Below are 24,923 nucleotides of genomic sequence, written 5' to 3' on the forward strand. Positions count from 1 at the left end.
CATTAAAAAATGTTATTGACCCTTGAAAAAATCTCACCACCAATTTAATTTTTCATTTGTGGTCTTCATTGGATTTCTGTGCTACAGATGTAACAAATGATGGTAGAGATGGGAACTTCTCCTTCATCCTTTGCTCAGCAACCATAGTTGCTTCCTCAAGAATCTTTCTCGCCTCAGGCGATGTTGAAGTGAAGTCAACTCCAGTACCGCTGAACTCTCCGGCTTCTATTACAATCTCTTGTAATCCCTCTTCTAGATCAGCAAGTTCAACAGAAAGTTCTGGCATTACTCCTTTCATAGCATACCTTAACTCCCTTATTACACCAACAACCGGTATCAGTGAATTAAACACATCACCTAACTCGGTTACGGTCTCTAGCCTTAACTGCACTTGCTCCAGAGCTATTTGCGTAGCTAACAGCTGTTTTGTGATCTTCCTTATTTCAGCTATCTCGTTAGCATACATTGCAGCCCTCATATTATCTTTAGACATCTGAGCTTCTACTACTTTCTCAAATAACGACCTATCCCTTTCCTGCAGTTTCGAGATGTAAACATCTAGTCTGCTAATTGTAGTCTTAAGCCTATAGTTAGCCATTACAAGCTTGTAACGTAGTGGTTGTTGAGGCTTGAATGCAGTTTTTAACTTTTCAGCTAACGTGGGTTCTTGTTTGCCGTTCCAGTTCTTTATGAAATCGTTTACACCAGCCATTTATCTCAAATTAAGTCTAGTTATACTTAGTTGTTTAAATAGACGGGCTTATAATACCTCATTATATTAAAATAAATTAATGAACGTTTTTTCGGTTAAGAAAGACGCAAACAAAATAATCATACTAAACACTACACCTAAAAAAGTATTACTAAGGCTCATTCTAGTGACCTATGAAGTATCTGCCCTTACGTATAACCAAGAAAGAGTACCTAAAATGCTTCATGACGAAATTTCTATAAATAGAGAACTTAAAGAGAACGAAAAAGTTGAAATTAACTCAACTATAGATACTGTAAAGAAAGTCAGCATTGTATATAAGGATCTGGAAAACGACGTCACTTTGAGAGAAGATCATGAGCTTTAACGATTTTGTCCAGTAAAACATTCATTCTTTTAACCACTTCCTCATCATCCTTCACTTCTTCAGGCCACTCTCTCCCTACCTCTTCTTTAAACTTCCTCGTTGCATCAATACCAATTTTACTTCCTAGAGGTGGGTTAGGTACTGTGTGGTCTAGAGAATCCGTAATTACATTATCTATTAATAGCACATCTCTCTTAGGGTCTACAGTAGAAGCTATAGCATAAATTACTTGATTAATATCATGAACGTTTACATCTTCGTCTACAATAATAATCATTTTAAGTAAACTCAGTTGCCCAGTCCCCCATAGAGCCATCATAGCTCTTTTACCTTGGCCTGGATACATTTTCTTTATAGAAAATATACCTATGCCGGTGTATAAACCGTATTCTGGTAAGTTCATGTCAACCAGTTCAGGCACTATTAATCTCAAGAAGGGTAAAAACAATCTTTCAACAGCCTTCCCGATCCACGCATCCTCTAAAGGTGGTTTACCCACAGAAGTAGCGTGAAATATTGGATTCTCTCTTAAGTACACCTTTTCTAGTTTAAACGTGGGAAAATAATCCTGAGGGGTGTAGTAACCCAAATGATCTCCGAAAGGTCCCTCTAATCTCATATCGTCTAGATCAACATAACCCTCGATGACGGATTCTGCATTAGAAGGAACTAAAATACCGTTATCTAGTTCATGAACCTCAACTCCCTCGCCTCTAACAATCCCAGCGAATAAATACTTGTCCAAACCGGGAGGTACAGGTGAGGATGCTATAAACGCAATAGCTGGGTCTACACCGTTAACTATAGCAATAGGAACTTTCCTAATTCCCAGCCTCTTATACTTATGAGCTGCAATATTTCCCCTCTTTAGAACTTGCCAGTGAACTATTGCTTCCTTTTCATTAACTATTTGAACTCTGTAAACGCTCAAATTAGTTACTTCACTTTCTGGGTCTTTTGTTATAGCTATTGAAAATGTAAAATATTTTCCCGCATCCTTAGGCCACGTTTTTAAGGCTGGGAAAGACAGAAGATTAGCCCTACTTTTTTCCTCAAAAACGGGCTTCTTACTTTTAGGTAAAATTTTCCCAAACTTAGAAAACTCTGCAAGACTCTTTATTTTCTGGGTTAGAGTTATAGGTATATTTCCCATAAAATTCTCTATAAAATTCTTGCTTATTTCGTCTAATTTATCTGTTCCAAAGATGTCGTAAAACGAATTAATAGAATAGAACATGTTAGTTATTACCTTCCAATCAGGATACCCTTTAACTCGCTTAAACAAAAGTGTAGGCAACCTCCTATATGTGGCTTGCCTCGAAATATAAGCGATCTCAAGGTCTGGCGAAATTTCGTCATCTATTTCTACAATTTTTCCTTTTTGACGTAGAAAATGAATATATTCTCTAAGATCCTTAAAAGCCATAATTACTCACATTTTTGATGTAAGATAAAGCTTATAATTTAGTGTAATAAAGAGCTTTACCGTACAGTGGTGAGTTATTGTTGGAAACATTAATGGCTATTTAAAATGTTTAGACTGTGGGGAAGAGTACCCTATAAAGCAAGACCTTATAACTTGCCCTAAATGTGGAGGACTACTAGAAATAGTAGTAGAGCCTCCTAAGTCCTTTTCGTTCTCCTCACTTAAAGGTAAAGGAGTGTGGAGATATAAGGAATTAATAGCAGGGGAATATAAGAAAATAGTTACACTGAATGAAGGAAATACGCCTCTGATAAAGTCAACTAGTTATGAAAATGCTTACTTCAAGTTTGAAGGAGCTAACCCGACTGGGAGTTTTAAGGACAGGGGAATGACGGTAGCAATAAGCTCTGCACTCTCATTAGGATACAAAGTTGTCGTCGCAGCTTCAACTGGGAATACCGCAGCCTCAGCTGCAGCCTATGCAAGTAGAGCAGGTCTCAAAAGTTATATTGTCCTTCCTAAGGGTAAAGTAGCTCTAGGAAAATTAGCTCAATCTATTCTTTACGGAGCAACAATACTTGAGATAGATGGAAGTTTCGATATAGCAATGTCAAGCGTTATGAGGCTTTATAGAGAATTAAAGATAGTTTACCCGCTAAATTCCTTTAACCCGTGGAGACTGGAAGGACAAAAGACCATAGCATTTGAAATTTACGAGGATATTGGAGTCCCTGATAACGTAATAGTCCCAGTAGGAAATGCAGGAAACATTTACGCAATATGGAAGGGATTCAACGAATTAAAGAACGCTGGGATAATTGAAAAGACACCGAGAATGATAGGAGTCCAAGCTGAAGGTGCTTCACCGATAGCAAAAGCTCTCGAAAAAGGGCTGGACAAACCAGAGTTCGTAGACACACCAGAGACTGTTGCTACTGCAATAAGAATAGGAAAACCGGTTAATTGGAAGAAAGCTATAAAAGCGATAAAAAGCTCTGATGGCTTCGCTATTTCAGTATCCGATAACGAGATTCTTGACGCGCAAAGACAATTAGCGAGAAGAGAGGGAGTAGGAGCAGAACCAGCATCTGCAGCAGCTTACGCAGGCTTTCTGAAACTTATTAACGAAAAAAGACTAGACGCAAAGGATAAAACAGTTATGATCTTGACAGGGCATGCGCTTAAAGACCCTGACGCTATGACTAAATCTGAAGCTAAGCGTATTCTAGTCAACCCCGAACATATAGACAAAGTTGTTTTAGGTGAGTTATAAAATGAGAGTGGTAAAAGTAGGTGGTTCAATACAAAAAGATGAAAAAGATTATGAATTAATCCTAGAAAAAATAAGAGAATATTCAAGTGACTCGTCTTTTAACAAGAACATAGTAGTAACATCAGCGATTAAGAACGTAACAAACCAGCTCCTAGAAGCAATAAATCAAACTGACAAATCAGTGGACATCATAAGCGATATTTATGATAGGCACATAAGACTCCTATCAAAACTCGTGGACGGAATAGAATTTGAAAGAGCATTTAAGAATCTTTCCAAACTTGCGGACGAGCTTTACAAAGTAGCGTGGTCAATAAGAGTATTAGACGAAGTCACGCCGAAAGTAAGAGACTACATACTATCTTTCGGAGAGAGACTCGCTGTTATTGTCCTCTCGGCATACCTTGATAGTAATAAACTAAACGTTGGATATTTACCAGAGCCACCTTTGATAACAGATGAGAATTTCGGTGAGGCTAACGTATTATTACCAGAGTCTACAGATTATTTAACTAAAAAACTTGAGGAAATAAACAAACCAATTACGGTTGTACCGGGCTTCATAGGCATCAGCAAATCACATAAGTTCACTACGATAGGAAGAGGAGGAAGCGACTATACCGCAACCCTCATAGGAAAACTCCTTAATGCTAAAGAGGTAAGGCTAATTACTGAAGTACCTGGAATAATGACAGCGGACCCCAAAAAGATCAACAACGCCATAACTATTCCAAGACTCTCCCTTGAAGAAGCAATCGAACTTTCACAACTAGGGGCTAAGAGATTGCATCCTAGAACCTTTGACCCTATATTTGGATCAAATATGAAAGTAATAATAGAAGGACTTTACGAAGAAGGAGATACTGTGATAGAAGGGTTATGTACACCTAATGATTTATTAAAAGGAATTACTATGAACGACAACTTAAAGCTTGTCACCATTGAAAGTACTAGAATCGTAGGAAAGATCGGTTCCGCTGCTACAATAACTACTGAAGTTAAAAACGCTAACGTGAATATAGTTGCGATTTCACAACCTGCATCAGAAACTGTAATTCAATTAGTAGTAAACAATGAAGATAGCGAAAGGATGATGAAGAGATTAAATCAGTTAGACACTTTAATAAAAGAAGTGGAAGTAGAGGACGTAGGCGCGATAAGTATCGTAGGATGCGGATTAAGAAACAAAGAAATCTCATCCAAAGTACTCACAAGGGCTTCGGCATTTAATCCACTCTTTATATCTAGAGGGTTGAAAGGAGTCAGTATAACATTTATATCAAACAAGAGAGAATCAGAGCAACTCGCTAAAGACCTACACAAGGTGGTTTTAGAATGGTCGACAAAATAAAAGTATCCTTACTCGGCTCAACCGGAATGGTAGGGCAAAAAATGGTAAAATTACTTTCTAAACACCCTTATCTGGAACTAGTTAAGGTTAGTGCTTCTCCCTCAAAAATAGGTAAAAAGTATAAGGACTCGGTCAAGTGGATTGAGCCAAGTGATATACCGGAAAATGTCAAGGACTTACCTATAGTATCGACAAATTATGAAGACCACAAAGATGTCGACATAGTACTCTCAGCCCTACCTAATGAGTTAGCAGAGAGTATAGAACTAGAGTTAGTAAAAAACGGGAAAATTGTTGTCTCTAATGCAAGTCCTTTCAGAATGGATCCAGACGTACCTTTAATTAACCCCGAGGTAAATTGGGAGCACCTAGAACTTTTAAAGGTACAGCAAAAGAAAAAAGGATGGAAAGGATTACTTGTTAAAAACCCTAATTGTACCGCAGCTATAATGTCCATGCCCTTAAAACCCTTGCTTGATATAGCAGAGAAATCAAAAATATTAATCACTACACTCCAGGCTGTAAGCGGAGCTGGTTATAACGGAATTTCCTTCATGTCAATAGAGGGGAACATAATACCTTACATTAAAGGGGAAGAGGACAAAATTGCAAAAGAACTCACAAAACTTAACGGAAAATTTGAAGGACAACAAATAATTCCCGCTAGCTTAGACACTTCGGTAACGTCAATTAGAGTCCCCACTAGAGTAGGTCACATGGGAGTAATAAACATACTAACTAACGAGAAAGTGAACATAGAGGAGATAAAACAGCGGTTTAGAAACTTTAAGTCTTTACCTCAAATTAAGAACTTACCCACAGCACCTAAATCACCAATAATAGTTAGAGATGAAGAGGACAGACCTCAGCCCATGCTAGACGTATCTGCAGAACACGGAATGGCTATCACTGTAGGGAGAATAAGACACGAAAATAATGTATTAAGACTAATAGTTCTAGGTGATAACCTAGTGAGAGGGGCTGCCGGAATAACGATACTGACAGTAGAGGTCATGAAGGAGCTAGGATATATATGATTAAGATAGACCTCCACGTTCACACTTTTTATAGCGATGGAAAATACTCCCCAGAAGTTATGGTAAAACACTCACTAAAAGTAGGTCTTAACGGAATAGCCATAACAGACCATGATACGTCAGAAGCACATAGAAGAGTTAAAGGATATCCTATAATCCCTGGGCAGGAAGTCACTACACAGTTCGGACATGTAGTTATTCTCTGTAATTTTCCTCCTGATCCTCCTAGAAAAATTGAGGAACTAGTAGACTATAGTAAAGAAAACAACTGCGTCATTTTTCCGTCCCATCCCTTCGATATCTTTAGGGCAGGAATAGGAGAAAAAGTATACAACTATAAGTTCGACGCTATAGAAGTTTTTAACTCCAAGGCTCCTAGGTCAGCAAACGAAAAGGCGTTAAAAATATCTAAAGAATTGAACATACCTGGAGTAGCTAACAGCGATTCACACGTAAAAGAAGCCTTGGGTTCTGCATATAACGAGTTAGAGATATCGGAGTTTAACGTAGACGAGGTCTTAGAGGAGTTGAGAAAAGGCAAGATAAAGCCGGTAGGAATAGGATTGACCGTAAAAGCTAAGTTAAAGATCGTAGAATGGAGTATATTGAGGAAACTCAAAATTGCGAAAAATTCCCGCAGAGTTGTGCATCAGATGTAAGGGATACAAATACTTATGCGGACTTCCTTCTTGCCCTATAATGGATAGGTTTAGATCTGTAACACTGGCAATAAGTAAAATTCACAACTCAGAAGTCATAGAGGGATCCACTCCCCCTAGTATAATAATCGGAGAAAGAGGGTATCCTAAAGTCTCGTTACTTTACAACATACCCCCCGGCGTTCAAGGTGAAAGTGCTAAAGATTATGAAGACCCGAGAGGCTGGTGGGGAAAGAAAAGCCTAAACGAGATTTTGTCATTGAGAAGTCAAATGATATCTTCTATACTTAAAAAAATAGACATTACAAATCCTTACAGACTTTACGAAAAAGAGATTTCATTAGCTGGAGTCTCGTACAAGCCCGTTGATTCAAACGCAGTAAGCGATAAGAAAGGGATTGAGCCAAAACTGAGGTTCGATGGTATTTTTATACCCAGAGGACCGTCAGTAGAAGTTAATGATATCAGAGTGCAAGATAATCCTAAACTTTCCCCTCAATTCGAAAAACTGATTTTTGACGACGTCAAGGCAGAATCTGCTATTCTAGAACTTTATCGAAACGGAGAAGATTACTACAAGATAATTACTGGTCTATCGCTAGGACTTTTCGGGCTGAAGAAGAACAGGAAATTAGTCCCTACAAGATGGAGTATAACAGCCGTAGACCAAGCAATAGGTAAGTTCCTATTATCTCAAGTCAAACAATACCCCGAAATCAACGAAATCGAAGTATACTACTCATCGTACCTAGGCAATTACTTCCACGTGATCTTCTTCCCCTCAACATATAGGAGTGTCTGGGTAGAAATCTGGCACCCCTTATCACTCTGGACTAAAGAGCTCATAGTTAGCGACTTAAGTGAAAACTTCTGGGGGGAGTATGATTTCCTCGACGGAGGGTATATGGCTTCCAGACTGGCAGTTCTGGAGAAACTTTACGAAAGAAAGAGACAAGCAGGTGTGATCATCATCAGGGAGATAACTTCTGAATATTATGCTCCTGTAGGTAATTGGCACATAAGAGAAACAACTAGACGTGCACTGGAGGAAAAGAAGATTGGGACTTTTTACAACCTGAGAGAGGCAATCAAATTCGTGAACTCAAGGCTAAAAGCGGGGAACCAAATCATGTTAGAGGAAGTAAGGAGTATCAAAAAACTCCTCACCCAGACTACTATTGACTTATTTTTAGATAAGAAGTGACAGTACAGACATTGCAGTATAAAGTCTATTCTCTGCTTGATCCCATACTGCCGACTGCTGTCCGTCTATCACTTCAGCATCTACTTCCTCTCCCCTAACTGCGGGCAAACAATGAAGGAATATTGCCTCCTTACTCGCATACCTCATTAAGTCTTTCGTCACCTTATAGCTACTCAGTTTTTTCTTCTTTTCCTCAGCTATTTTCTCCTGACCCATACTGACCCACACATCGGTATACACAACTTTGCTCCCCCTAACCGCCTCATAAGGATCTTCATAAAATTCTATTATTGCACCACTCTGCTCAGCCTCTTCTTCAATCTTCTTCCATACGTCCTGCCTAGGCTTATATTCTTTCGGAGTTGCAACCCTTAACTCAAGACCCATTTTAGCTGCAAACGACATAAGGCTGATCAAAACATTATCCCCTCCGTCTCCGACAAAAGCCACAGTCTCGTACTTACCGAACTTCTCCTTTATAGTCATATAATCCGTCAACGCTTGAAGGGGGTGAGATAAGTCGCTTAGTAAATTAATTACAGGTTTCTTAGAATACTCGGCCAATATCAGGAGGTTTTTATGGTCGAGGACTCTCGCACCTATACCGTTCACGTACCTTCCGAGAACTCTGGCAGTATCCTCTACCGGTTCACCACGGCTGAGTTGAAGTTCTCCCTTACTTAAGACTATACTTACACCTCCCAAATACCTCACAGCGAGTTCTGTGCTAACTCTAGTCCTAGTGCTGGGCTTTTCGAAGATCAAGGCAACACTTTTTCCCTCAAGGACTTTAGGAATATTACTAGTATAAACGTAGTTCTTCATCATGAACGATACTTCCATCATTTTTTCTATTTCTTGTTTAGAAAAATCCAAGAGACAAAGAAGGCTTTTTCCTCTCAACATATTTTTATGTTATCTATGCCATTTATAAATGTGGAATTCGTAACATTGCTAGGGCAAATTGTAACCCCTAAAAAGGGGAATAAACCGAATTTTGATGAAGCTCACGTACTCCTCGCCCTAGAAACTATAAGGAAAGAACAGCCTATAGGGAGACACTTACTAATGAGAAAGTTGGGTCTCAGTGAAGCCAGTACCAGGACGCTAATTAAAAGGTTGAGGGAACTAGATTTAGTGAACATAGATAAGGTAGCAGGAATAATCTTGTCCGAAAAAGGTAAAAGCATCCTAAAATATTTTACAGAAAAAGCTACAGTTCTCGAAAATATGGAATTAAGGACAATAAATTGGAATGCTGGATGTGTAATTATGAGAAACTTGTCCCACTTAGTCGATAAGATCGGGATACTACAGCTCAGAGACCTAATAATTAAGTCGGGGGCTTCTAAAACACTGATCGGAACAGTAACTGAAGAAGGTAGTATTGAACTACCACCTAAAACCTTTGACGAAAGTGATGAGGTGAAGAAACTGAAAGAGGAGATAAAAGAAAAACTGAAGGAGTCCATACAACCTCACGACTTAGTAGTATTCTTTGAGCCTAGTAGTAATTACTTAGCTTATAAAATAATCCTGACCCTATATTATGCGAATGAGCAAAACGATATGCCTACTGGTTAACCCTGTAGCCGGAAGCGGAGGAAGAATAGGGAATAAAGGTAGTGATAATTTACAAATTTACAACACAGAAACACCATCTCGAATTTTAAGGTTTTTAAATACAGCCCCTAAAAACGCTAATTATATTGTTGCTCCACGTGAAATGGGAGAAAACTACTTTAAGGGAAGCGAAGTTAAGTACGAAGTCGCTAAAATCAACATCAATACACCCACATCAAGAGAGGATACAATCAAAGCCGTAACTTACTTTATAGAGAGTAAGCAATGTGATATAATAGTTTTTGCCGGAGGTGATGGTACAGCAAGGGATGTTTTCAGTGTCGTAAAGGACAAGTTACCAATCCTGGGAATTCCTACAGGTGTAAAAATGCACAGCGGTGTTTTTACTACAAACCCCGAGTCAGCAGGAGTTCTTTTACGACACTTCGTTGAGGACAAGACTGAAGAAATCTTAACTGAAATCTTGGATATAGATGAACAAGCCTATAGACAAGGTAAATATGTTGTTAAGTTATATGGTTACGCTAAGACAGTAAATTACTCCAACTTATTAACACCTAATAAAGAGGAGGTCATAAACGATAAGGAGGAATTAGATGAAATAGCCCAATATGTGATTGATACTTACCTAACATCGTCTAACGAAGTCTTCGTAGTAGGCCCAGGGAGTACGACAAAAACAATATTGAAAAAGATCGGAATAGAAAGTAATTTCCTCTGTACTGATGTCATAAAAAATCGTCAACTTCTAAAGAGTTGTGTGAAGTACGAAGAGTTACTGGGTTTAACCGGGGAGTTAAAGCTTATCCTCACTCCCATTAGTAAGCAGGGCTTTCTCATCGGGAGGGGGAATCAAGAGATAGGACCCGAATTTCTCAGGAAATTACTAAAAGTATCTCAAGGGGCCAATAGGAAAGATAACATAATCATCGTATCTACAAGGAGTAAGTTGAACACTTTCAACTGTCTCAGGATAGACACTGGTGATCCCGAACTTGATGTTTTAATGAGAGGAGTATACAAGATAATAGTTGGTTATGGAGAATTTGTAGCGATGAAAACTTGTGATATTACTGATTAACAAAAAGCATGGAATTACCTAGGCTGAAACTTTCCACTATTATTAATTTTAGTTTGGCGAATAATATATGATGACTACTGACGATACTGACATTACGGATATTATCAGAGTTCAAGAGAGCAAAAGTATTAACCCCAGGTCTAAGTTAGTGGAAGCAATGCTCGTTCTACTTCTCGCGAGACCTCTTAGAACATCAGAAATAGCGGTAAACTTGGGACTAGAGACCAAGTACGTTAGTAGTTATCTGAGCTATTGGAAGAGGAAAGGGCTCGTTTATCAGGAAGCAGGAAGGTGGCATTTGACCCCACAAGGAGAAGACTTGGCTAAGGAAATAGTGGAGAGTAAGAACAACACTAAGTTTACCGAATACCTGGCTATTGCTAAAGATATATTCAATGAAAAAGTTAAACCTACAATAAACAACAAGAATAAGGAAAAAGATGACAAAGAGAGAAAAGAAATTTTGTCGTTTATTGAAGCAAAAACCAGTCCTAAAGAAAATAAACCACAAAAAGAGAATTTGATGAATTGTTTAGATGAAATTCTTCAAAAACTAGAAGAAGAAGAGAAAGAGTTATTATCCTATTTACTGACAAAATACACGCAATGGGGTTCAACATACGTATACATCGACCAGCTACAAGAGGAGTTCGGAGCCGATACAGGCTGGCTCTTTCGGGTATTGAGAAAACTTCAGACTAAGAGGATCTTGTACCTTTATCATGATCCAAAACTGGGTTTAAGGATAGGTTTTACACAGTCATTCAAAAACAAGATTAATGAGTGCTAATTTTTATAAAGGAACTCTCTCTGTTTCTTTAATAAGAGTTGTAGGGGTTTACTTAATCAAAACTACATACATATACTACAACTATGAATAATACCTATACGAAACAATTCTAATCAATAATACTTACAATATACAAACTATATTTAATTACTTCACTCAGGTCTAGTCTATTGTTCATCTCTTGTAGTAGTAGTAATATATATTAGAGGAGACGTGTAAAGTTACATAATGCGGTGTTAATTATGGCTGATAATACGAGGTCTTCTAAGATCTCGGAAGAGGAGATGAACAAAGTGTTAGCAAAGGCTGAGAAAGAGGCAGAGAAGAAGGACCATAAGAAACAGTGGATAGAAAAGATGATAAAAAGCGCAAAAACATACCACAAATTATGTCCGCACTATGATAAGAAGTCTCAAATCTGCTTCTTAACCTTAGGAGGAGCTAAATGCACTAGAGAGGGAAAATTTGAGAACTGTCCAGTATTTATAGAAGATTTAGAAAAGAAGTATAACGAAATAGTGTCAAAAGGCAAAATGCTTCCTATGGACTACCTGGACTTATCCCACATTGTCTGATTGGCCCAGGGGGAGCAGTTGCCCAGGAGGAAAAAAGGTGAAGAACAAGAAGAAAAGGATACTACCTCACAAACCAAGAGCAAGAAAAAGAAGTCATCCTCTGTAAAGTATGTAGATCCTAATGAACTTTTAGACGAATATTTAGACGAAGTGATAAATGCTCTTGGTCTCGCTTATCTCGAATTGTCGAGAGAGGAGTATAAGGAACTTATAAAGGAGCCTTTTGCGGGTGCTGTAGGCGAAGTGAAGACTAAGCCTAAATCTAAGACTATAATAAACAGACTATCTGCCAACAAAGACTCATTAATGGAGTTCCTAGCTATGAAACTTGTGAAAATTAAGGATTTAGAAAAAATGACAGATGAACAATTAGAGTTTGTTGTATATAATACAAAGAATGCAATTAAGGATCTGGGCCCGAGACTGTATGAGATTTGTAGTAAGAAAGGCAGAAGTGACCTAATAGATATTCTCAGGGCTAACTGGACTATATACGGAATTAACTCCCCGGTAAAATGTCCGAAATGTATGTTTAACGCCATTATGCCTGACTTGTCTTGCTATATATGTAAGTACACAATCAGTATGAAACAACTAAAAGAACAACTAAACGTGTTGCAGTTGCTTTTCGACTATTTCAAAGCGGATCCTCAAGGTTACAAGGAGATAATGACAGCTGGTTACTTCTACTATTCATGGGACGGCGTTTTACCCCCTAGTAAACAACCCAAAGATCTTCTAAGGTTCGAGATCGTGCTTAATAAGGAGGAGAAGGAGAAGCTAAAGTCCTTTTACATCGAGCACAGTACTCCCCAGACTCAGTGAAAGCGTCACAAGACTTACACTTGGGGTAGTTGAATAACGAAGTGGAGGTTATGAAGGTATGAAAAAGCTCGTAGTTCTCAGCTAACTGTGTGTTAACCCAAGAAAAGATTGAGTTAAAAACGTCGTCATTAAAGCTAATCTCGTTTATTATACCGAAAGCACTGAGTTCTGATAACGGTATTGAATAAAGAGGAATAAAGATTTTAGTTCCATCGTTTAATGTCTTAGAACTTGTAACGTAATTAAGATAAGAATAATTTTTCATTGTAACTGAGTAGAGGAGATAAGCTAAATAGAAGTTTGAAGGAAAAGGAAGTACTTTCACACTATACTCTTTGAGATTTTTAGCTTCCATTATTAGACTCCAGATATACTCGTTAATATCTTGGTAGTCAAACTGTACGCTAACTTTGTCGATCTTTAAATTACAAGTGTAACAAGCCTTGCCTATGATATGTATTAGGAGCTCTGCTATTTGGTCCATGTTATTTGGTGCTAGAATAGCAACCTTATCATTGTAATTAAACATTTTACTGTTATGAATCTCCTTTCTGACCCTTTTAACAATCTCGTCTCGTGCACACATCTCACATAATTTCCTTCCACCGACGACGTACTTCGCTTCTCTCTTGTTACATCTCTGGCAAAGGTTCATATATCAACAACTTCGAGTGTAGAATTAAAAACTGTTTAAAATATCTCCATTCTTTCTCTAGAACAATGATGACTTTCTCTTTTCTCCCATACCTCATTAGTATTGGGCCATAAAAAAGAAAAATTTATATATAACCGCTCCTAATGAAAACCAGCTACGGTGAGCTAAATGGCAGGTGCTCCAGTATTACTTTTTAAAGAGGGTACAAATAGATCCTCCGGAAGGGATGCTTTAAGGAACAATATACTAGCAGCTGTAACACTATCAGAGATGTTAAAGAGCTCGTTAGGACCCAGAGGATTAGACAAGATGTTAGTCGATAGTTTCGGCGACGTAACTATTACTAATGACGGTGCTACTATAGTAAAGGAGATGGAAATCCAGCACCCGGCTGCAAAGCTCCTTGTTGAGGCTGCAAAGGCACAAGACGCTGAAGTAGGAGATGGAACCACTTCAGCAGTAGTCCTTGCTGGATTATTACTCGACAAAGCAGATGATTTGTTAGACCAGAATATACACCCAACCATAATAATTGAAGGTTATAAGAAGGCATTAAACAAATCATTAGAAATTCTAGATCAGTTAGCTTTGAAGATCGACGTAAGTGATCTTAATTCACAAGTAGCTAGAGACCAGCTGAGAAAGATTGTATATACAACAATGTCGAGCAAGTTCGTTGCTGGTGGAGAAGAGATGGACAAAATCATTAACTTAGTACTCGATGCTGTATCAATTGTAGCTGAGAAGAGGCCAGACGGTAGCTATAACGTTCCTCTTGATTTAATCAAAATAGATAAGAAGAAGGGTGGAAGTACAGAAGATAGTATGTTGGTAAGAGGTCTAGTACTCGACAAAGAAGTGGTTCACCCTGGAATGCCTAGGAGAGTAGAAAAGGCAAAGATCGCTGTATTAGATGCTGCACTGGAGGTTGAAAAGCCTGAGATATCAGCTAAGATAAGCATCACTAGCCCAGACCAAATTAAGGCCTTCCTAGATGAAGAGGCTAAGTACCTTAAGGAGATGGTAGACAAACTAGCTTCAATTGGAGCTAATGTTGTTATATGCCAGAAAGGTATTGATGATATAGCACAGCACTTCCTAGCTAAGAAAGGAATACTCGCAGTGAGAAGGGTAAAGAGGAGCGATATAGAGAAGTTAGAGAAGGCTTTAGGAGCAAGGATTATAAGTAGTATAAAGGATGCGACTCCTGAGGATCTAGGTTACGCCGAGCTAGTAGAGGAGAGGAGAGTAGGAAACGATAAGATGGTATTCATTGAAGGTGCAAAGAACCCGAGGGCTGTGAACATTTTATTAAGAGGATCCAATGATATGGCACTTGATGAAGCAGAGAGGAGTATTAACGACGCATTACATTCATTAAGGAACGTATTATCAAAGCCCATGATTGTAGCGGGTGGTGGAGCCGTTGAGACTGAGTTAGCATTAAGATTAAGAGAATATGCAAGAAGCGTAGGAGGTAAGGAGCAGTTAGCAATTGAGAAATTCGCTGAGGCATTAGAGGAGATACCGATGATATTAGCAGAGACTGCAGGTATGGAGCCTATACAAACTTTAATGGATCTGAGATCCAAGCACTCTAAAGGTCTAGTGAATGCTGGAGTTGATGTAATGAACGGAAGACTTAACGATGATATGATGTCAATCAACGTAATTGAGCCTGTGAGAGTAAAAGCTCAGGTATTTAAGAGCGCTGTTGAAGCAGCTACTGCGATTCTGAAGATTGATGACTTGATTGCCGCCTCTGCATTAAAGAGCGAGAAGAAAGAAGGAAGCAAAGGTAAAGAAGAAGGCGGAGAAGAAGGAAGTAACAAACCCTCATTTGAATGATTAGTTTCTTTTTTATCTCATTTATTCAAAATTCTATTCTAATTGTTTACTCTCATTATAATTTTTATCTATATAATAGTCAGATTATGAAATTATTAAAATATAATTAATTTGTATAATTAATTAATAAATTGTAATAAATTATGAACGCATGAGTGTTGTTTCCTAGTATACATATTACTTTTTACTTTACTTATACATCATAACTTGATTTGTTTCTTCTCCTGAATACCCATCTAGTTCTTCAAGCATCTTCTGGACTGCTTCTTTTATTTTTGGGCTTGAATAGTTGTCACGAGTTAAATAAAGTAATTTCTTTGAGAGGTCTACTCCAATAATTAAAACCAGATTTATAAAGTCTGGACTTAGGATATAATTAGCTAATTTTTCTGGGTCTCCTCCATAAGATGAAAAACCATATTTTGACTCTGCTTTTGCAAGTAATTTCTGAGCTTCATCTAATTTTTTCATATCCAGACTTACGGGCGTTAATACCTTACTCACTATATGCCGTAAGAAGTCAGGTTCTCCCAAATGATTCGCCTATTATAACTAATTTTAACTAGCCATATAAAAACTGTAGTTAAGAAGTTATTTGCTCTTTTCATCAACACTTATAAGTAGATATTTTAATTAATAACATAGGAAGTGAGAGGAGTCAAGATGTCATCCTCGAAGAGAAAAAAGAGGTCTATAGGTAAAGAAGAAGAACCTTTAAATGAGGTTGAGAAAAAACTTCGTGTATTGTATTCCGATAAAGAAGTAGTTGTAATGACTGCACCTAATGAAGAGGAGTTGAAGGAGATATTATTGGACTTATTAAGTCAAAAGCCTATGAATCTAAAAGAACTTCATTCCGCTTTATCAGGTATAGCTAGCGAAGATAAGATAAGAAAAGCATTATCGGATTTAGCGGAGAAAAACTTGGTCACATTATCCGAAGACGGGAAGTATGCTAAGTTAGGTTAGAATTCTTACTGGGCAAGTTTTCCATACTTTTGAACATAACTCCGCTTGTGACACTGTTAATATTCTATCCATAGCCTTACATCTCGCAACTAAACCTTTTTCAGTTCTAAACAATTCAAAATTTGGACACTCACTATCTAGAGTGCTTTCTAGCACGTTAATCTTATGGTAAAATGAGATCTCTTGTTCTACCCTCTCGTCCTCTGTGTATTGTTCAAGTCCGTCTTTTCTGGCCTTTTCCTCTTCGTTACCCATGTAATACCTGCAAGACTTATAGTTACCTTGACACCTTGAAGGTGATGTAACCGAATCGGAAGGAGATTCCAGTACGGGAGAAGTACAAAAACCTCCTTTGTAATGAGGGCATATATTACGTTTCTGCAACTTCTCTCACTATAATATGTACTCCTAATAAATTATCCTCGTCCTCCGAAGCCGTGGGTATAGTAACCTTATTAATCACAACTTTGTCTACTTTTTCGTTAATCTGCTTCAATAACTCAGTTATTTGGGTTTCATCTACTTTTGTAGATCCCTTCATATCATCCACTATTAGGACTTCTACTCTTTTCATGTTTTAAACATTCAGTCAGAAAAAGATATAAACGCACTGGCTTATGCCATCTTGTGAATCCTATAAGAGATGCAAAGATTGAGTTTTCTAAGCTCATATCGGATAAGCTCGGTATTAACTACGATGAAGTATTTAAAAACATCGAATATCCTACTAAGGACGACTTAGGAGATCTGGCATTACCATTACCGGCAGTTACTAAAGATAAGGCTTTGATAAGTAAGGAATACTCGGATAAGGGTCAGATGTTAATAAGAGAAATAAGGAAGATGGGGATTTACATAAACGCCTTTCTTGACGAGGGTAGTCTATTCAAACTTACATTTTCTAATCTTCAGGACGATTATGGAATAGAAAAGATTGAAAAAGGCTCAAAGATCGTAATTGAACATACTAGCGCTAATCCTATTCACCCCTTACATATAGGGCATTTAAGGAATTCTATTATCGGCGATACGATAGCCAGAATGCTGAGGTTAAGAGGACACAACGTTAACGTGAGATTTTACGTAAACGACGCTGGTAGACAAGTCGCTATATTAGCATTGGGTTATATGCTGCTTGGAGAACCTGAACCACCCTCTAATGTTAAGTCTGATCACTGGTTTGGAACAATTTATTCAATAACCAATGTTTTGATAGAAATTAAAAGCATAAAGAAAGAACTTAGTTTGTTGAAAAACAACGATGACGAAAAATACAAAGAAAAAGTGAAGAGGCTTGACGAACTTGTAGCTATTGCAGCCCAACAGCAGGAGAGGTATCCCGATATATTTAACAAATTAGCAGATGAAATAAACAAAATAGAAGATTTAGAGGTAGAGATACAAAATATAATAAGACAATATGAAAGCAAAAGCGATGAAAAGATAGTAGAGGTAATAAGAAAGATAGTGAAATACAATCTGAACGCGTTCGAAAAAAGTCTGTCAAAACTTCACATCACGTTCGATGCATATGATTATGAAAGTGACTTGTTGTGGAACGGGGAAGTAAGTAAGATAGTGAGCGAAGCCTTAAGTAAGTCTATCGATTATAAGGGTACTAAAGCACTTAGCCTTGAGCTAAGCAAAGAGGAAAAGGAAGGACTGTCTATACCTACTGGGCTTCAACTACCGCCATTAGTTTTGGTTAGATCCGACGGAACTTCTCTTTACACTACAAGGGATATAGCATACACAATAAGGAAATTTAACGTATTCGAGGCGGACAAGGTAATTAATGTAATAGCGGAGCAACAAGCCGTTCCACAGATGCAGTTAAGGGCTTCTCTATACATACTAGGGTACACAAAATACGCTAGGAATTTAGTACACTACTCGTACGGAATGGTCAATTTACAAGGCATGAGGATGAGCGGTAGATTAGGGAGGTTTATTGCACTTGACGAGATAATAGAAAAAGTTGAGGAGGTAGCAAGGAAGAAGATACAAGAAAAGGGAGGCAACATGGAAAATGTTGGAGAGGTTGTAAATGCAGCTATTCGCTTTGCAATCCTTTCTGTGTCGGCAAATAAGCCAGTAACGTTTAACGTCAATAATGTAGTAGACTTTGACCAAAACAGCGGACCTTATCTGCAATACACATATGCTAGGGCTTTTAACATTCTATATAAGAATAATGAAAGATTGGAAATAGAGAAAGCTGACCTGAAAGACCTCGAAGGAGACAAAAGGAAGTTGTTAATACTGATTGCTAAGTTCCCCGAAGTATTGTCAAAAGCTTCAGACGAAATGAGACCTGAAGACTTAATAGACTTTTTGAAAAAGTTGTCAGATACCTTTAATAGATGGTATAATAACGAGAGGGTTTTGCAAGAGCAGGATCAGGGAAAGAGAATGACCAGACTATTTCTCGTCAAGGGTGTCGAGAGAGTTCTATTTAATGGGCTCAATGCGATAGGAATAAAACCTCTTGAGAGAATGTAAATACGGACCCGTAGCTCAGCCAGGATAGAGCGCCGGCCTGCGGAAAGTTGGAGAAAGCCGGCGGTCCCGGGTTCAAGTCCCGGCGGGTCCGCTATACTAGGCTTTCCTAACTTTAAGATATCGAGTACAGAAGGAAAAAACCCAGTTGATTTAATCTCATAGAAAAAGAAGGTAAAAGGAAAGTTATTAATGTGTTCAGTGAAACTGAACACAATGCGAGTTGAAAACTTAATATCCCTTATTTTTCATCCCTCTGTTTCAACCGCTTTAGGTTTTATTATAATCTACTTAATACGTTGTAAAAACCTACCAGATCTATTAATATCCTTAATATTTTTCTCTTTTACACCTTTTCTAATTACTTTAATTTTAATGAGAAGAGGCAGGGTTTCTGATCTATTAGTTACAAGAAGAGAACAGAGAGGAAGAGTAATAACATTATCAATACTGGGTTACCTTATTGCGATAGCATTGATTTACATTTATGGAATAAATTTGCTCTTTTACGTGGCACTTTTGTATACTTTAAATTCTTTCCTTATCCTTTTAATTACATTAAAATATAAAATAAGCATTCACGTTGCAGTGCTCTCAGGTGTTTCAACTGTCCTTTCGTTTCTTGTAAGCGAGTATTTTGTTATAATGTATTTTATGACAGCCATAGTAGCGTGGGCTAGGGTTAAAGCTAAGGAACATGAGTTAAGTCAAGTGGTCTCGGCTTACGTTTTCTTTGCACTCCTTACTTACTTGGAGATAAACTTCATTTCTACTGATTTTCATATTTAACGGAGATAAAATTTAGAATGAATAAAGAATAATAACAAAAAAAAAAAAACAATCTAACTTAATACAGCTTTACCTAAGGGAGCCTTCTTACCTATGATCTCAGCTATAACTTGTGATAAACCAGTATACCACGCTACTATTACGGTTAATATACCCATATAACCTCCAGCGTGAATCAATGATTGATTACCATTTATTGACCCTATACCTAGCAAGAAGAAAGTTATCCATAAAAACAGAAACGTTAGGAAAAGCGATAGATTAGCCCTAAAAGTCCCAAACCACATTATCAGTGTGAATATTCCAAACGCTATTAACAATAAGCCTATTCCTTGCGATGTTACGCTTCCGGTAAAACCCATAGCCGTAAACAAATACCATTCCCAAAAGGCTCCGTAAGTAAAAAACGCTACATAACCGAACGTATTTCCGGCCCTCCACTCTATTACTCCCGCTACTAATTGAGCTAGTCCACCGTAGAAAAGGGCTAAGCCTAATACTACACCTTCTCCTTGTGCAGATAACAACCCCGCGTTAAAAGAGCTGAGTACTAGCGTAGTTAAGGCGAATCCGGAAAGCCCTAGAGGAGCTGGATTTACTCTTTTTCTTCCGTCATTACAAACCTAACAGTTTTAATTTATTTTATATTTAAATACGGCAAACTTAAAGAGATTTATAATGGTAGAAAACCTACCTTTTGAGGAGAGATATTACCAACCGCCTTATAAACAACTTTACAAAGAATCACTCGAAGAACCAGAAAAATTCTGGAGAAAAATGGCTGAAGAGATAGAATGGTTTTCACCATTCCAGAAAGTTCTCGACGAGAGTAATGCACCGTTCTACAGGTGGTTTATAGGAGGAAAAGTTAACATAACGTATAACGCTTTAGATCGTCACTTAAAGACTAAGGGGAATAAAGTAGCTATTTATTGGGAAAACGAAAAGGGCGAGAGCAGAAGTTTAACCTACTCACAACTCTATAATGAAGCAAACAGGTTTGCGAAAATACTACAAGATTTAGGCGTTCAAAAGGGAGACAGAGTCCTGATCTATCTTCCTTTGATACCGGAATTGCCTATAGCAATGTTAGCGTGTGCAAGAATTGGTGCAATTCATAGCGTAGTCTTCTCAGGCTTTTCCACACAAGCTGTAGTTGACAGAATAAATGATGCTAAGGCAAAACTCGTTATAACTACTTCGCATACCATGAGGAGGGGTAAGAGGGTAGAACTCAAGAGAATAATAGACGAAGCTGTTTCTCAAACTCCAACAGTAGAAAAGGTTCTGGTCATTAAGAGGGACGAAGAGATAGAATTAAATGAAGAAAGAGACGTACTATATCAAGAATTGATAAAGAGAGTGGGTTATAAGAAAGTAGAGCCAGAAATGACTGATGCAATAGATCCCTTATTCATCTTATATACTTCTGGTACAACTGGAAAGCCTAAAGGTATTTATCACTTACATGGCGGTTACGGTCTCTGGACTTACCTAACCACTAAGTGGGTTTTTGATTTGAGAGACGAAGACGTGTTCTTCAACACTGCAGACATAGGTTGGATCACCGGACACTCATACATAGTTTACGGTCCCTTACAGAACGGTGCCACAGTGCTGATGTATGAGGGAGTTCCAGACTATCCTAACCCCGATAAATGGTGGGAGTTAGTAGAGAAGTATAATGTAACAGTATTTTACACTTCTCCAACGGCTGTGAGAACATTAATGAGATACGGAGAAGAGTGGGTAAAGAAGCACGACTTATCAAGTTTGAGATTATTAGGAAGCGTAGGAGAGCCTATCAATCCTGAAGCATGGAGATGGTATTTCAAGAATGTCGGAAGGTCTCAACTACCTATAGTAGACACTTGGTGGCAAACGGAGACGGGAGGTATAATGATTTCAGCAACTCCAGGGTTAGGGAATTACATGCTTAAGCCCAGTGCTAACGGACTTCCATTACCCGGAGTAGACGCTGATGTGTTTAATGATGAAGGTAAACCCACGAAACCGAGAGAGAAAGGCTATATAGTTATCAAGAGACCGTGGCCAGGTATGTTGGCTGGAGTATGGGGAGATCCAGAGAGATATATAAAGACTTATTTCTCTAAGTTCCAAGGAGTCTACTATCCAGGGGATTATGCAGTAAAGGACGAAGATGGATTCTTCTACATTTTGGGAAGAGCAGATGAGGTGTTGAAGATAGCAGGGCACAGAATTGGAACTAGGGAGATAGAAGACGTCTTAATCTCACATCCGGCTGTCGCAGAATCAGCCGTAATAGGTATACCAGATCCCGTTAGAGGAGAGGTAGCTGTTGCAGCAGTAGTATTGAAACAAGGATATCAACCTTCAGATGAATTGAGAAAAACGTTAATTGAATACGTTAGGAATAACCTAGGTCCCATAGTAGTGTTTGGCGGGTTATACTTCGTAAGTAAATTACCGAAGACCAGGTCAGGGAAGATAATGAGAAGAATTGTAAGAAGCGTAATCTCTGGGCAAACGTTAGGTGATATAACTGCACTAGAGGACGAAACATCAGTTGACGAACTGAAAAAGATCGCAGAGGAATTCTCTAAAGAGATTCAGAGTCAGAAGAATCAACAATAAACTCACTTTTTCCTTAATTTTTGATACAACGAGCGTATCTTACCTTTTTAAGTTGCGGTATATGGTAATACCATAGTTAATTCGGCTATGACTTATTTATATCATTTGAGAAGAATAGATGATAACTAATGCAAAAAGTACAGATCAGTGTACTCTCTCTCGCTAAGCTTAAGGTCATCAAACGTAATAACTCAGTCGAAGAGTTTAAGTCCGAAAAGATTTTTTCAAAGCTATCATTACCAGAAGAAGTGATTGACGGGATACTAAACGACATAGCCCAAAATGCAAAGGACAACGCAATAGACAGTAGGACGATAGCCGATATCGTTGAAAGGAACCTCATAGAACACTCATTAGACTATCCAGAGTTGATGGAGACGGCCAAACGTTTCGTCCTAGCAAGGATTTACAATCACGTTTTCGGCAAAGGCAAATGGAAGGATTTCGACCCAAAGGACTTACTGTTAACATACAATGCGTTGAAAGTCCTAGAAGCTAGGTATCTACTTAAGAACCCCGACACACTCCGCTACATAGAAACCCCGCAAATGATGTTCAGAAGAGTAGCCTCATTTCTGGCAAAAAACGAGGAAAGGAGGAAAGAAGTAGAGGAGAAGTTCTACGAGATAATGTCAGAACTTAAGTTCTTACCAAACACACCTACCTTAATGAACAGTGGTACAAGGCTAGGTATACTCTCAGCATGCTTCGTAATACCAGTCAGAGACTCAATGGTAACCCAAAACGGTGAAGGAATATACGACGCATTAAGGGCTATGGCAGTAGTTCATCAACAGGGAGGAGGTACAGGCTTCGACTTCTCAGAACTAAGACCTAAAGGAGATGTAGTAGCCTCAACCGCTGGAGTAGCCTCAGGCCCCATATCCTTCATGAGGATCTTTGACGTGTCTACTGACGTAGTAAAGCAGGGTGGAAAGAGGAGGGGGGCAAATATGGGAGTAATGCATGCGTGGCACGCTGACATAGAGGACTTCATTAAAGCTAAGACTGGTCAGCTGAAGGACGTACAATTACAGAACTTCAACATATCAGTTGGCGTTTACGACTACTTCATGAAAGCAGTGGAGAGAGGTGAGACAGTCCCGCTAATTAACCCGAGAAAGACCAAGATCCCTGGTAAAGACTACGAGTACTACATTGTTAAGGCTAGAGGTTACATGGATGAGGAATGGATACAAGAAGAAATACTAAGAGAATTAGAGGAGAGAGGAGGTTCAGTTTACCTCGATGAAAGCATTATTATAACAGTTGACGAGGCTTTGGCTATTGCAGAAAAAGAGGGGGCTATAGTGAAGTGGGTAAATGCCAAGGATCTGTTTGACGAGATCGTTAAAGGTGCTTGGGACAGTGGCGACCCTGGTCTACTCTTCATAGACACTATTAACAGGAGGCACCCCGTATGGTACTTGGGCAAGATACAAGCTACTAACCCGTGCGGTGAAGAGCCGTTATTAGCATGGGAGAGTTGTAACTTAGGTTCAATTAACTTAGAGAAGTTCGTAGTAGAGAGGAACGGCAAACCAGTAATTGACTGGGAAGGATTAGCAGAAACTATACGTTACGGTGTGAGGTTGTTAGACAATGTGATCGATGCAAACCGTTACCCGCTGAAACAGATTGAGGAAGCTACAAAGAGAACTAGAAAGGTAGGACTAGGCGTTATGGGCTTAGCTAGAATGCTAATCAAGTTAGGCATTCAATACGACAGTATAGATGCTGTATACTTGTCTTACCAGCTAGCCAAGTTCATCTACTACCACGCTTTCAAAACGTCAATAGAGCTGGCTAAGGAGAAAGGCGTCTTCCCTGCATACGACCCAAGACGTTACAAAGACATATGGGAGAGTGCATTACCATTTGAGCAACTCCTCTCAACGGTAGGTGTTGAAGGTAGAGTAAGTTCAGAAGTTAAAAAACTGACCGAGGTCGTTGACAAACTCGATTTTGACCAACTTAAAGGAGAGAGAATTAAACACGGTGTGAGAAACTCGACCGTCGTCTCGGTAGCTCCAACTGGTACTATCTCAATCATAGCAGGAACATCGTCCTCCATCGAACCACTATTCGCATTAGCCTTCATCAGGAACGTAGCTGTGGGTAAGTTTATAGAAATAGACCCGTTATTCCTCGAGTACCTGAGAAAATACGAGCTTGACGACCCAGAAGTAGTTAAGAAAGTTGCTGAAACTGGCATGATAGGAGAGAATCCCTTCATGCCCAAGAGTATGAGGAGGATATTTAGGACTGCACACGAAGTGCCACCGGAGTTCCACTTACTACACCAGGCCTCGTGGCAACAGTGGAACGACAGTGGTACGTCAAAGACTATTAACTTGAGAAGTGAAGAGCCTCCAGAAACGGTAGAAAAAGTGTACTTGCTGGCGTGGAAACTTGGTATCAAAGGTGTGACGGTTTACAGAGATAGATCTAAATCGCAACAGGTCATATACTTCGGCATAAAGAAGGAGAGGGAAGAAGCTGAGAAAAAGATGAAAGAGGAAAAGAAGATACAGTCTCCTCTGCCCTCCTCACTTAGGATATCCCAAAGTAAATATGTGGAGGTCTCGGAAACCTACAGCGGTGGTTGTAAGACTTGTGAGTTGTGAAACGCTAAGCATTATAATATTAATATTTTTTAATTA

General features: G+C 38.7%; 24 protein-coding genes, 1 tRNA gene and 1 pseudogene. 18 read left to right on the forward strand and 8 right to left on the reverse strand.

What is annotated here, in order from left to right:
- Positions 1 to 52: 52 nt before the first annotated feature.
- On the reverse strand, positions 53 to 712 hold the full coding sequence (gene cdvB1/B2, locus WIW72_RS02885) for a cell division protein CdvB1/B2 (RefSeq protein ID WP_337701033.1): 660 nt from the start codon (positions 710 to 712) through the stop codon (positions 53 to 55).
- Positions 713 to 791: 79 nt separating this feature from the next.
- Between cdvB1/B2 and WIW72_RS02890 the strand changes: the two genes are divergently transcribed.
- On the forward strand, positions 792 to 1,079 hold the full coding sequence (locus WIW72_RS02890) for a hypothetical protein (RefSeq protein ID WP_337701035.1): 288 nt from the start codon (positions 792 to 794) through the stop codon (positions 1,077 to 1,079).
- On the opposite strand, the gene WIW72_RS02895 is transcribed toward WIW72_RS02890, so the two are convergent.
- The gene (locus tag WIW72_RS02895) at positions 1,051 to 2,505 is read right to left on the reverse strand and encodes a UbiD family decarboxylase (RefSeq protein WP_337701037.1); all 1,455 of its coding nucleotides are present in this window, start codon (positions 2,503 to 2,505) and stop codon (positions 1,051 to 1,053) included. The genes WIW72_RS02890 and WIW72_RS02895 overlap by 29 nt on opposite strands.
- Positions 2,506 to 2,593: 88 nt before the next feature.
- Between WIW72_RS02895 and thrC the strand changes: the two genes are divergently transcribed.
- From thrC to WIW72_RS02920, 5 genes are read left to right on the forward strand one after another with little or no spacing between them, the layout of a single operon-like run.
- Positions 2,594 to 3,778 carry a threonine synthase gene (thrC, locus tag WIW72_RS02900; protein ID WP_337701243.1) on the forward strand — a complete coding sequence of 395 codons (1,185 nt, stop codon included), beginning with the start codon at positions 2,594 to 2,596 and terminating at the stop codon, positions 3,776 to 3,778.
- Between the two features lies 1 nt (position 3,779).
- Positions 3,780 to 5,129, forward strand: coding sequence for an aspartate kinase (locus tag WIW72_RS02905; protein ID WP_337701039.1), 1,350 nt, complete (start codon positions 3,780 to 3,782; stop codon positions 5,127 to 5,129).
- Positions 5,114 to 6,166, forward strand: a complete 1,053-nt coding sequence (asd, locus tag WIW72_RS02910; protein ID WP_337701040.1) for an aspartate-semialdehyde dehydrogenase — start codon at positions 5,114 to 5,116, stop codon at positions 6,164 to 6,166. Before WIW72_RS02905 ends, asd begins: the two co-directional genes overlap by 16 nt.
- Positions 6,166 to 6,825: a PHP domain-containing protein gene (locus WIW72_RS02915; protein WP_337701245.1), complete on the forward strand. Its 660-nt coding sequence runs from the start codon at positions 6,166 to 6,168 to the stop codon at positions 6,823 to 6,825. Before asd ends, WIW72_RS02915 begins: the two co-directional genes overlap by 1 nt.
- On the forward strand, positions 6,788 to 8,029 hold the full coding sequence (locus WIW72_RS02920; protein ID WP_337701042.1) for an Nre family DNA repair protein: 1,242 nt from the start codon (positions 6,788 to 6,790) through the stop codon (positions 8,027 to 8,029). The genes WIW72_RS02915 and WIW72_RS02920 overlap by 38 nt, the downstream gene beginning before the upstream one ends.
- Here WIW72_RS02920 and argF read toward each other — a convergent pair.
- Positions 8,015 to 8,935, reverse strand: a complete 921-nt coding sequence (argF, locus tag WIW72_RS02925) for an ornithine carbamoyltransferase (RefSeq protein WP_337701044.1) — start codon at positions 8,933 to 8,935, stop codon at positions 8,015 to 8,017. The two genes, WIW72_RS02920 and argF, sit on opposite strands and share 15 nt — an antisense overlap.
- A gap of 15 nt (positions 8,936 to 8,950) precedes the next feature.
- Between argF and WIW72_RS02930 the strand changes: the two genes are divergently transcribed.
- The 5 genes from WIW72_RS02930 (at position 8,951) to WIW72_RS02950 (ending at position 12,884) form a co-directional block, all read left to right on the forward strand.
- Positions 8,951 to 9,613 carry a DUF4443 domain-containing protein gene (locus WIW72_RS02930; RefSeq protein WP_337721227.1) on the forward strand — a complete coding sequence of 221 codons (663 nt, stop codon included), beginning with the start codon at positions 8,951 to 8,953 and terminating at the stop codon, positions 9,611 to 9,613.
- Positions 9,585 to 10,694, forward strand: coding sequence for an ATP-NAD kinase family protein (locus WIW72_RS02935; RefSeq protein WP_337701048.1), 1,110 nt, complete (start codon positions 9,585 to 9,587; stop codon positions 10,692 to 10,694). The genes WIW72_RS02930 and WIW72_RS02935 overlap by 29 nt, the downstream gene beginning before the upstream one ends.
- Positions 10,695 to 10,764: 70 nt before the next feature.
- Entirely contained in the window at positions 10,765 to 11,484 is a 720-nt protein-coding gene (locus tag WIW72_RS02940; protein WP_337701247.1) for a winged helix-turn-helix domain-containing protein, read from the forward strand.
- 242 nt (positions 11,485 to 11,726) lie between these two features.
- Positions 11,727 to 12,059: a hypothetical protein gene (locus tag WIW72_RS02945; protein ID WP_156005962.1), complete on the forward strand. Its 333-nt coding sequence runs from the start codon at positions 11,727 to 11,729 to the stop codon at positions 12,057 to 12,059.
- 18 nt (positions 12,060 to 12,077) lie between these two features.
- Positions 12,078 to 12,884 carry a hypothetical protein gene (locus WIW72_RS02950; RefSeq protein WP_337701050.1) on the forward strand — a complete coding sequence of 269 codons (807 nt, stop codon included), beginning with the start codon at positions 12,078 to 12,080 and terminating at the stop codon, positions 12,882 to 12,884.
- On the opposite strand, the gene WIW72_RS02955 is transcribed toward WIW72_RS02950, so the two are convergent.
- Positions 12,817 to 13,539 carry a hypothetical protein gene (locus tag WIW72_RS02955; protein ID WP_337701052.1) on the reverse strand — a complete coding sequence of 241 codons (723 nt, stop codon included), beginning with the start codon at positions 13,537 to 13,539 and terminating at the stop codon, positions 12,817 to 12,819. The genes WIW72_RS02950 and WIW72_RS02955 overlap by 68 nt on opposite strands.
- Positions 13,540 to 13,707: 168 nt before the next feature.
- Here WIW72_RS02955 and thsA point away from each other — a divergent pair, with 168 nt between their 5' ends.
- On the forward strand, positions 13,708 to 15,387 hold the full coding sequence (gene thsA / locus WIW72_RS02960; protein WP_337701054.1) for a thermosome subunit alpha: 1,680 nt from the start codon (positions 13,708 to 13,710) through the stop codon (positions 15,385 to 15,387).
- Between the two features lie 189 nt (positions 15,388 to 15,576).
- On the opposite strand, the gene WIW72_RS02965 is transcribed toward thsA, so the two are convergent.
- Positions 15,577 to 15,921 carry a hypothetical protein gene (locus tag WIW72_RS02965; protein ID WP_337701055.1) on the reverse strand — a complete coding sequence of 115 codons (345 nt, stop codon included), beginning with the start codon at positions 15,919 to 15,921 and terminating at the stop codon, positions 15,577 to 15,579.
- Positions 15,922 to 16,050: 129 nt separating this feature from the next.
- On the opposite strand from WIW72_RS02965, the gene WIW72_RS02970 reads away from it, so the two are divergent.
- Entirely contained in the window at positions 16,051 to 16,356 is a 306-nt protein-coding gene (locus WIW72_RS02970) for a hypothetical protein (RefSeq protein ID WP_337701057.1), read from the forward strand.
- Here WIW72_RS02970 and WIW72_RS02975 read toward each other — a convergent pair.
- The gene (locus WIW72_RS02975; protein ID WP_337701059.1) at positions 16,348 to 16,740 is read right to left on the reverse strand and encodes a hypothetical protein; all 393 of its coding nucleotides are present in this window, start codon (positions 16,738 to 16,740) and stop codon (positions 16,348 to 16,350) included. The genes WIW72_RS02970 and WIW72_RS02975 overlap by 9 nt on opposite strands.
- Positions 16,727 to 16,930 (reverse strand): hypothetical protein, encoded by a 204-nt coding sequence (locus WIW72_RS02980; RefSeq protein WP_156005950.1) that lies wholly within the window; start codon positions 16,928 to 16,930, stop codon positions 16,727 to 16,729. The genes WIW72_RS02975 and WIW72_RS02980 overlap by 14 nt, the downstream gene beginning before the upstream one ends.
- A gap of 53 nt (positions 16,931 to 16,983) precedes the next feature.
- Here WIW72_RS02980 and WIW72_RS02985 point away from each other — a divergent pair, with 53 nt between their 5' ends.
- The 3 genes from WIW72_RS02985 to WIW72_RS02995 all read left to right on the forward strand — a co-directional run bounded on the left by WIW72_RS02985 (position 16,984) and on the right by WIW72_RS02995 (position 19,644).
- Positions 16,984 to 18,858, forward strand: a complete 1,875-nt coding sequence (locus WIW72_RS02985; RefSeq protein ID WP_337701061.1) for an arginine--tRNA ligase — start codon at positions 16,984 to 16,986, stop codon at positions 18,856 to 18,858.
- Positions 18,859 to 18,862: 4 nt separating this feature from the next.
- Positions 18,863 to 18,949 (forward strand) — tRNA-Arg (locus tag WIW72_RS02990).
- A 122-nt stretch (positions 18,950 to 19,071) separates the two neighbouring features.
- A complete protein-coding gene (locus WIW72_RS02995) occupies positions 19,072 to 19,644 on the forward strand; it encodes a hypothetical protein (RefSeq protein WP_337701063.1) in 573 nt (190 codons plus the stop codon).
- A gap of 53 nt (positions 19,645 to 19,697) precedes the next feature.
- Here WIW72_RS02995 and WIW72_RS03000 read toward each other — a convergent pair.
- A pseudogene (locus WIW72_RS03000) lies at positions 19,698 to 20,252 on the reverse strand (acetate uptake transporter); the annotation flags it as partial.
- Between the two features lie 70 nt (positions 20,253 to 20,322).
- Between WIW72_RS03000 and acs the strand changes: the two are divergent.
- Together acs and WIW72_RS03010 are read left to right on the forward strand one after the other, a co-directional pair.
- Positions 20,323 to 22,260 (forward strand): acetate--CoA ligase, encoded by a 1,938-nt coding sequence (gene acs, locus WIW72_RS03005; protein WP_337701065.1) that lies wholly within the window; start codon positions 20,323 to 20,325, stop codon positions 22,258 to 22,260.
- Between the two features lie 128 nt (positions 22,261 to 22,388).
- Complete coding sequence (locus WIW72_RS03010; protein WP_337701067.1) at positions 22,389 to 24,887, forward strand: adenosylcobalamin-dependent ribonucleoside-diphosphate reductase; 2,499 nt, start codon at positions 22,389 to 22,391, stop codon at positions 24,885 to 24,887.
- The last annotated feature ends 36 nt before the right edge of the window (positions 24,888 to 24,923 follow it).

Origin of the sequence: Stygiolobus sp. CP859M (genome assembly GCF_037389975.1) — an archaeon.
Lineage (GTDB): Archaea > Thermoproteota > Thermoprotei_A > Sulfolobales > Sulfolobaceae > Stygiolobus.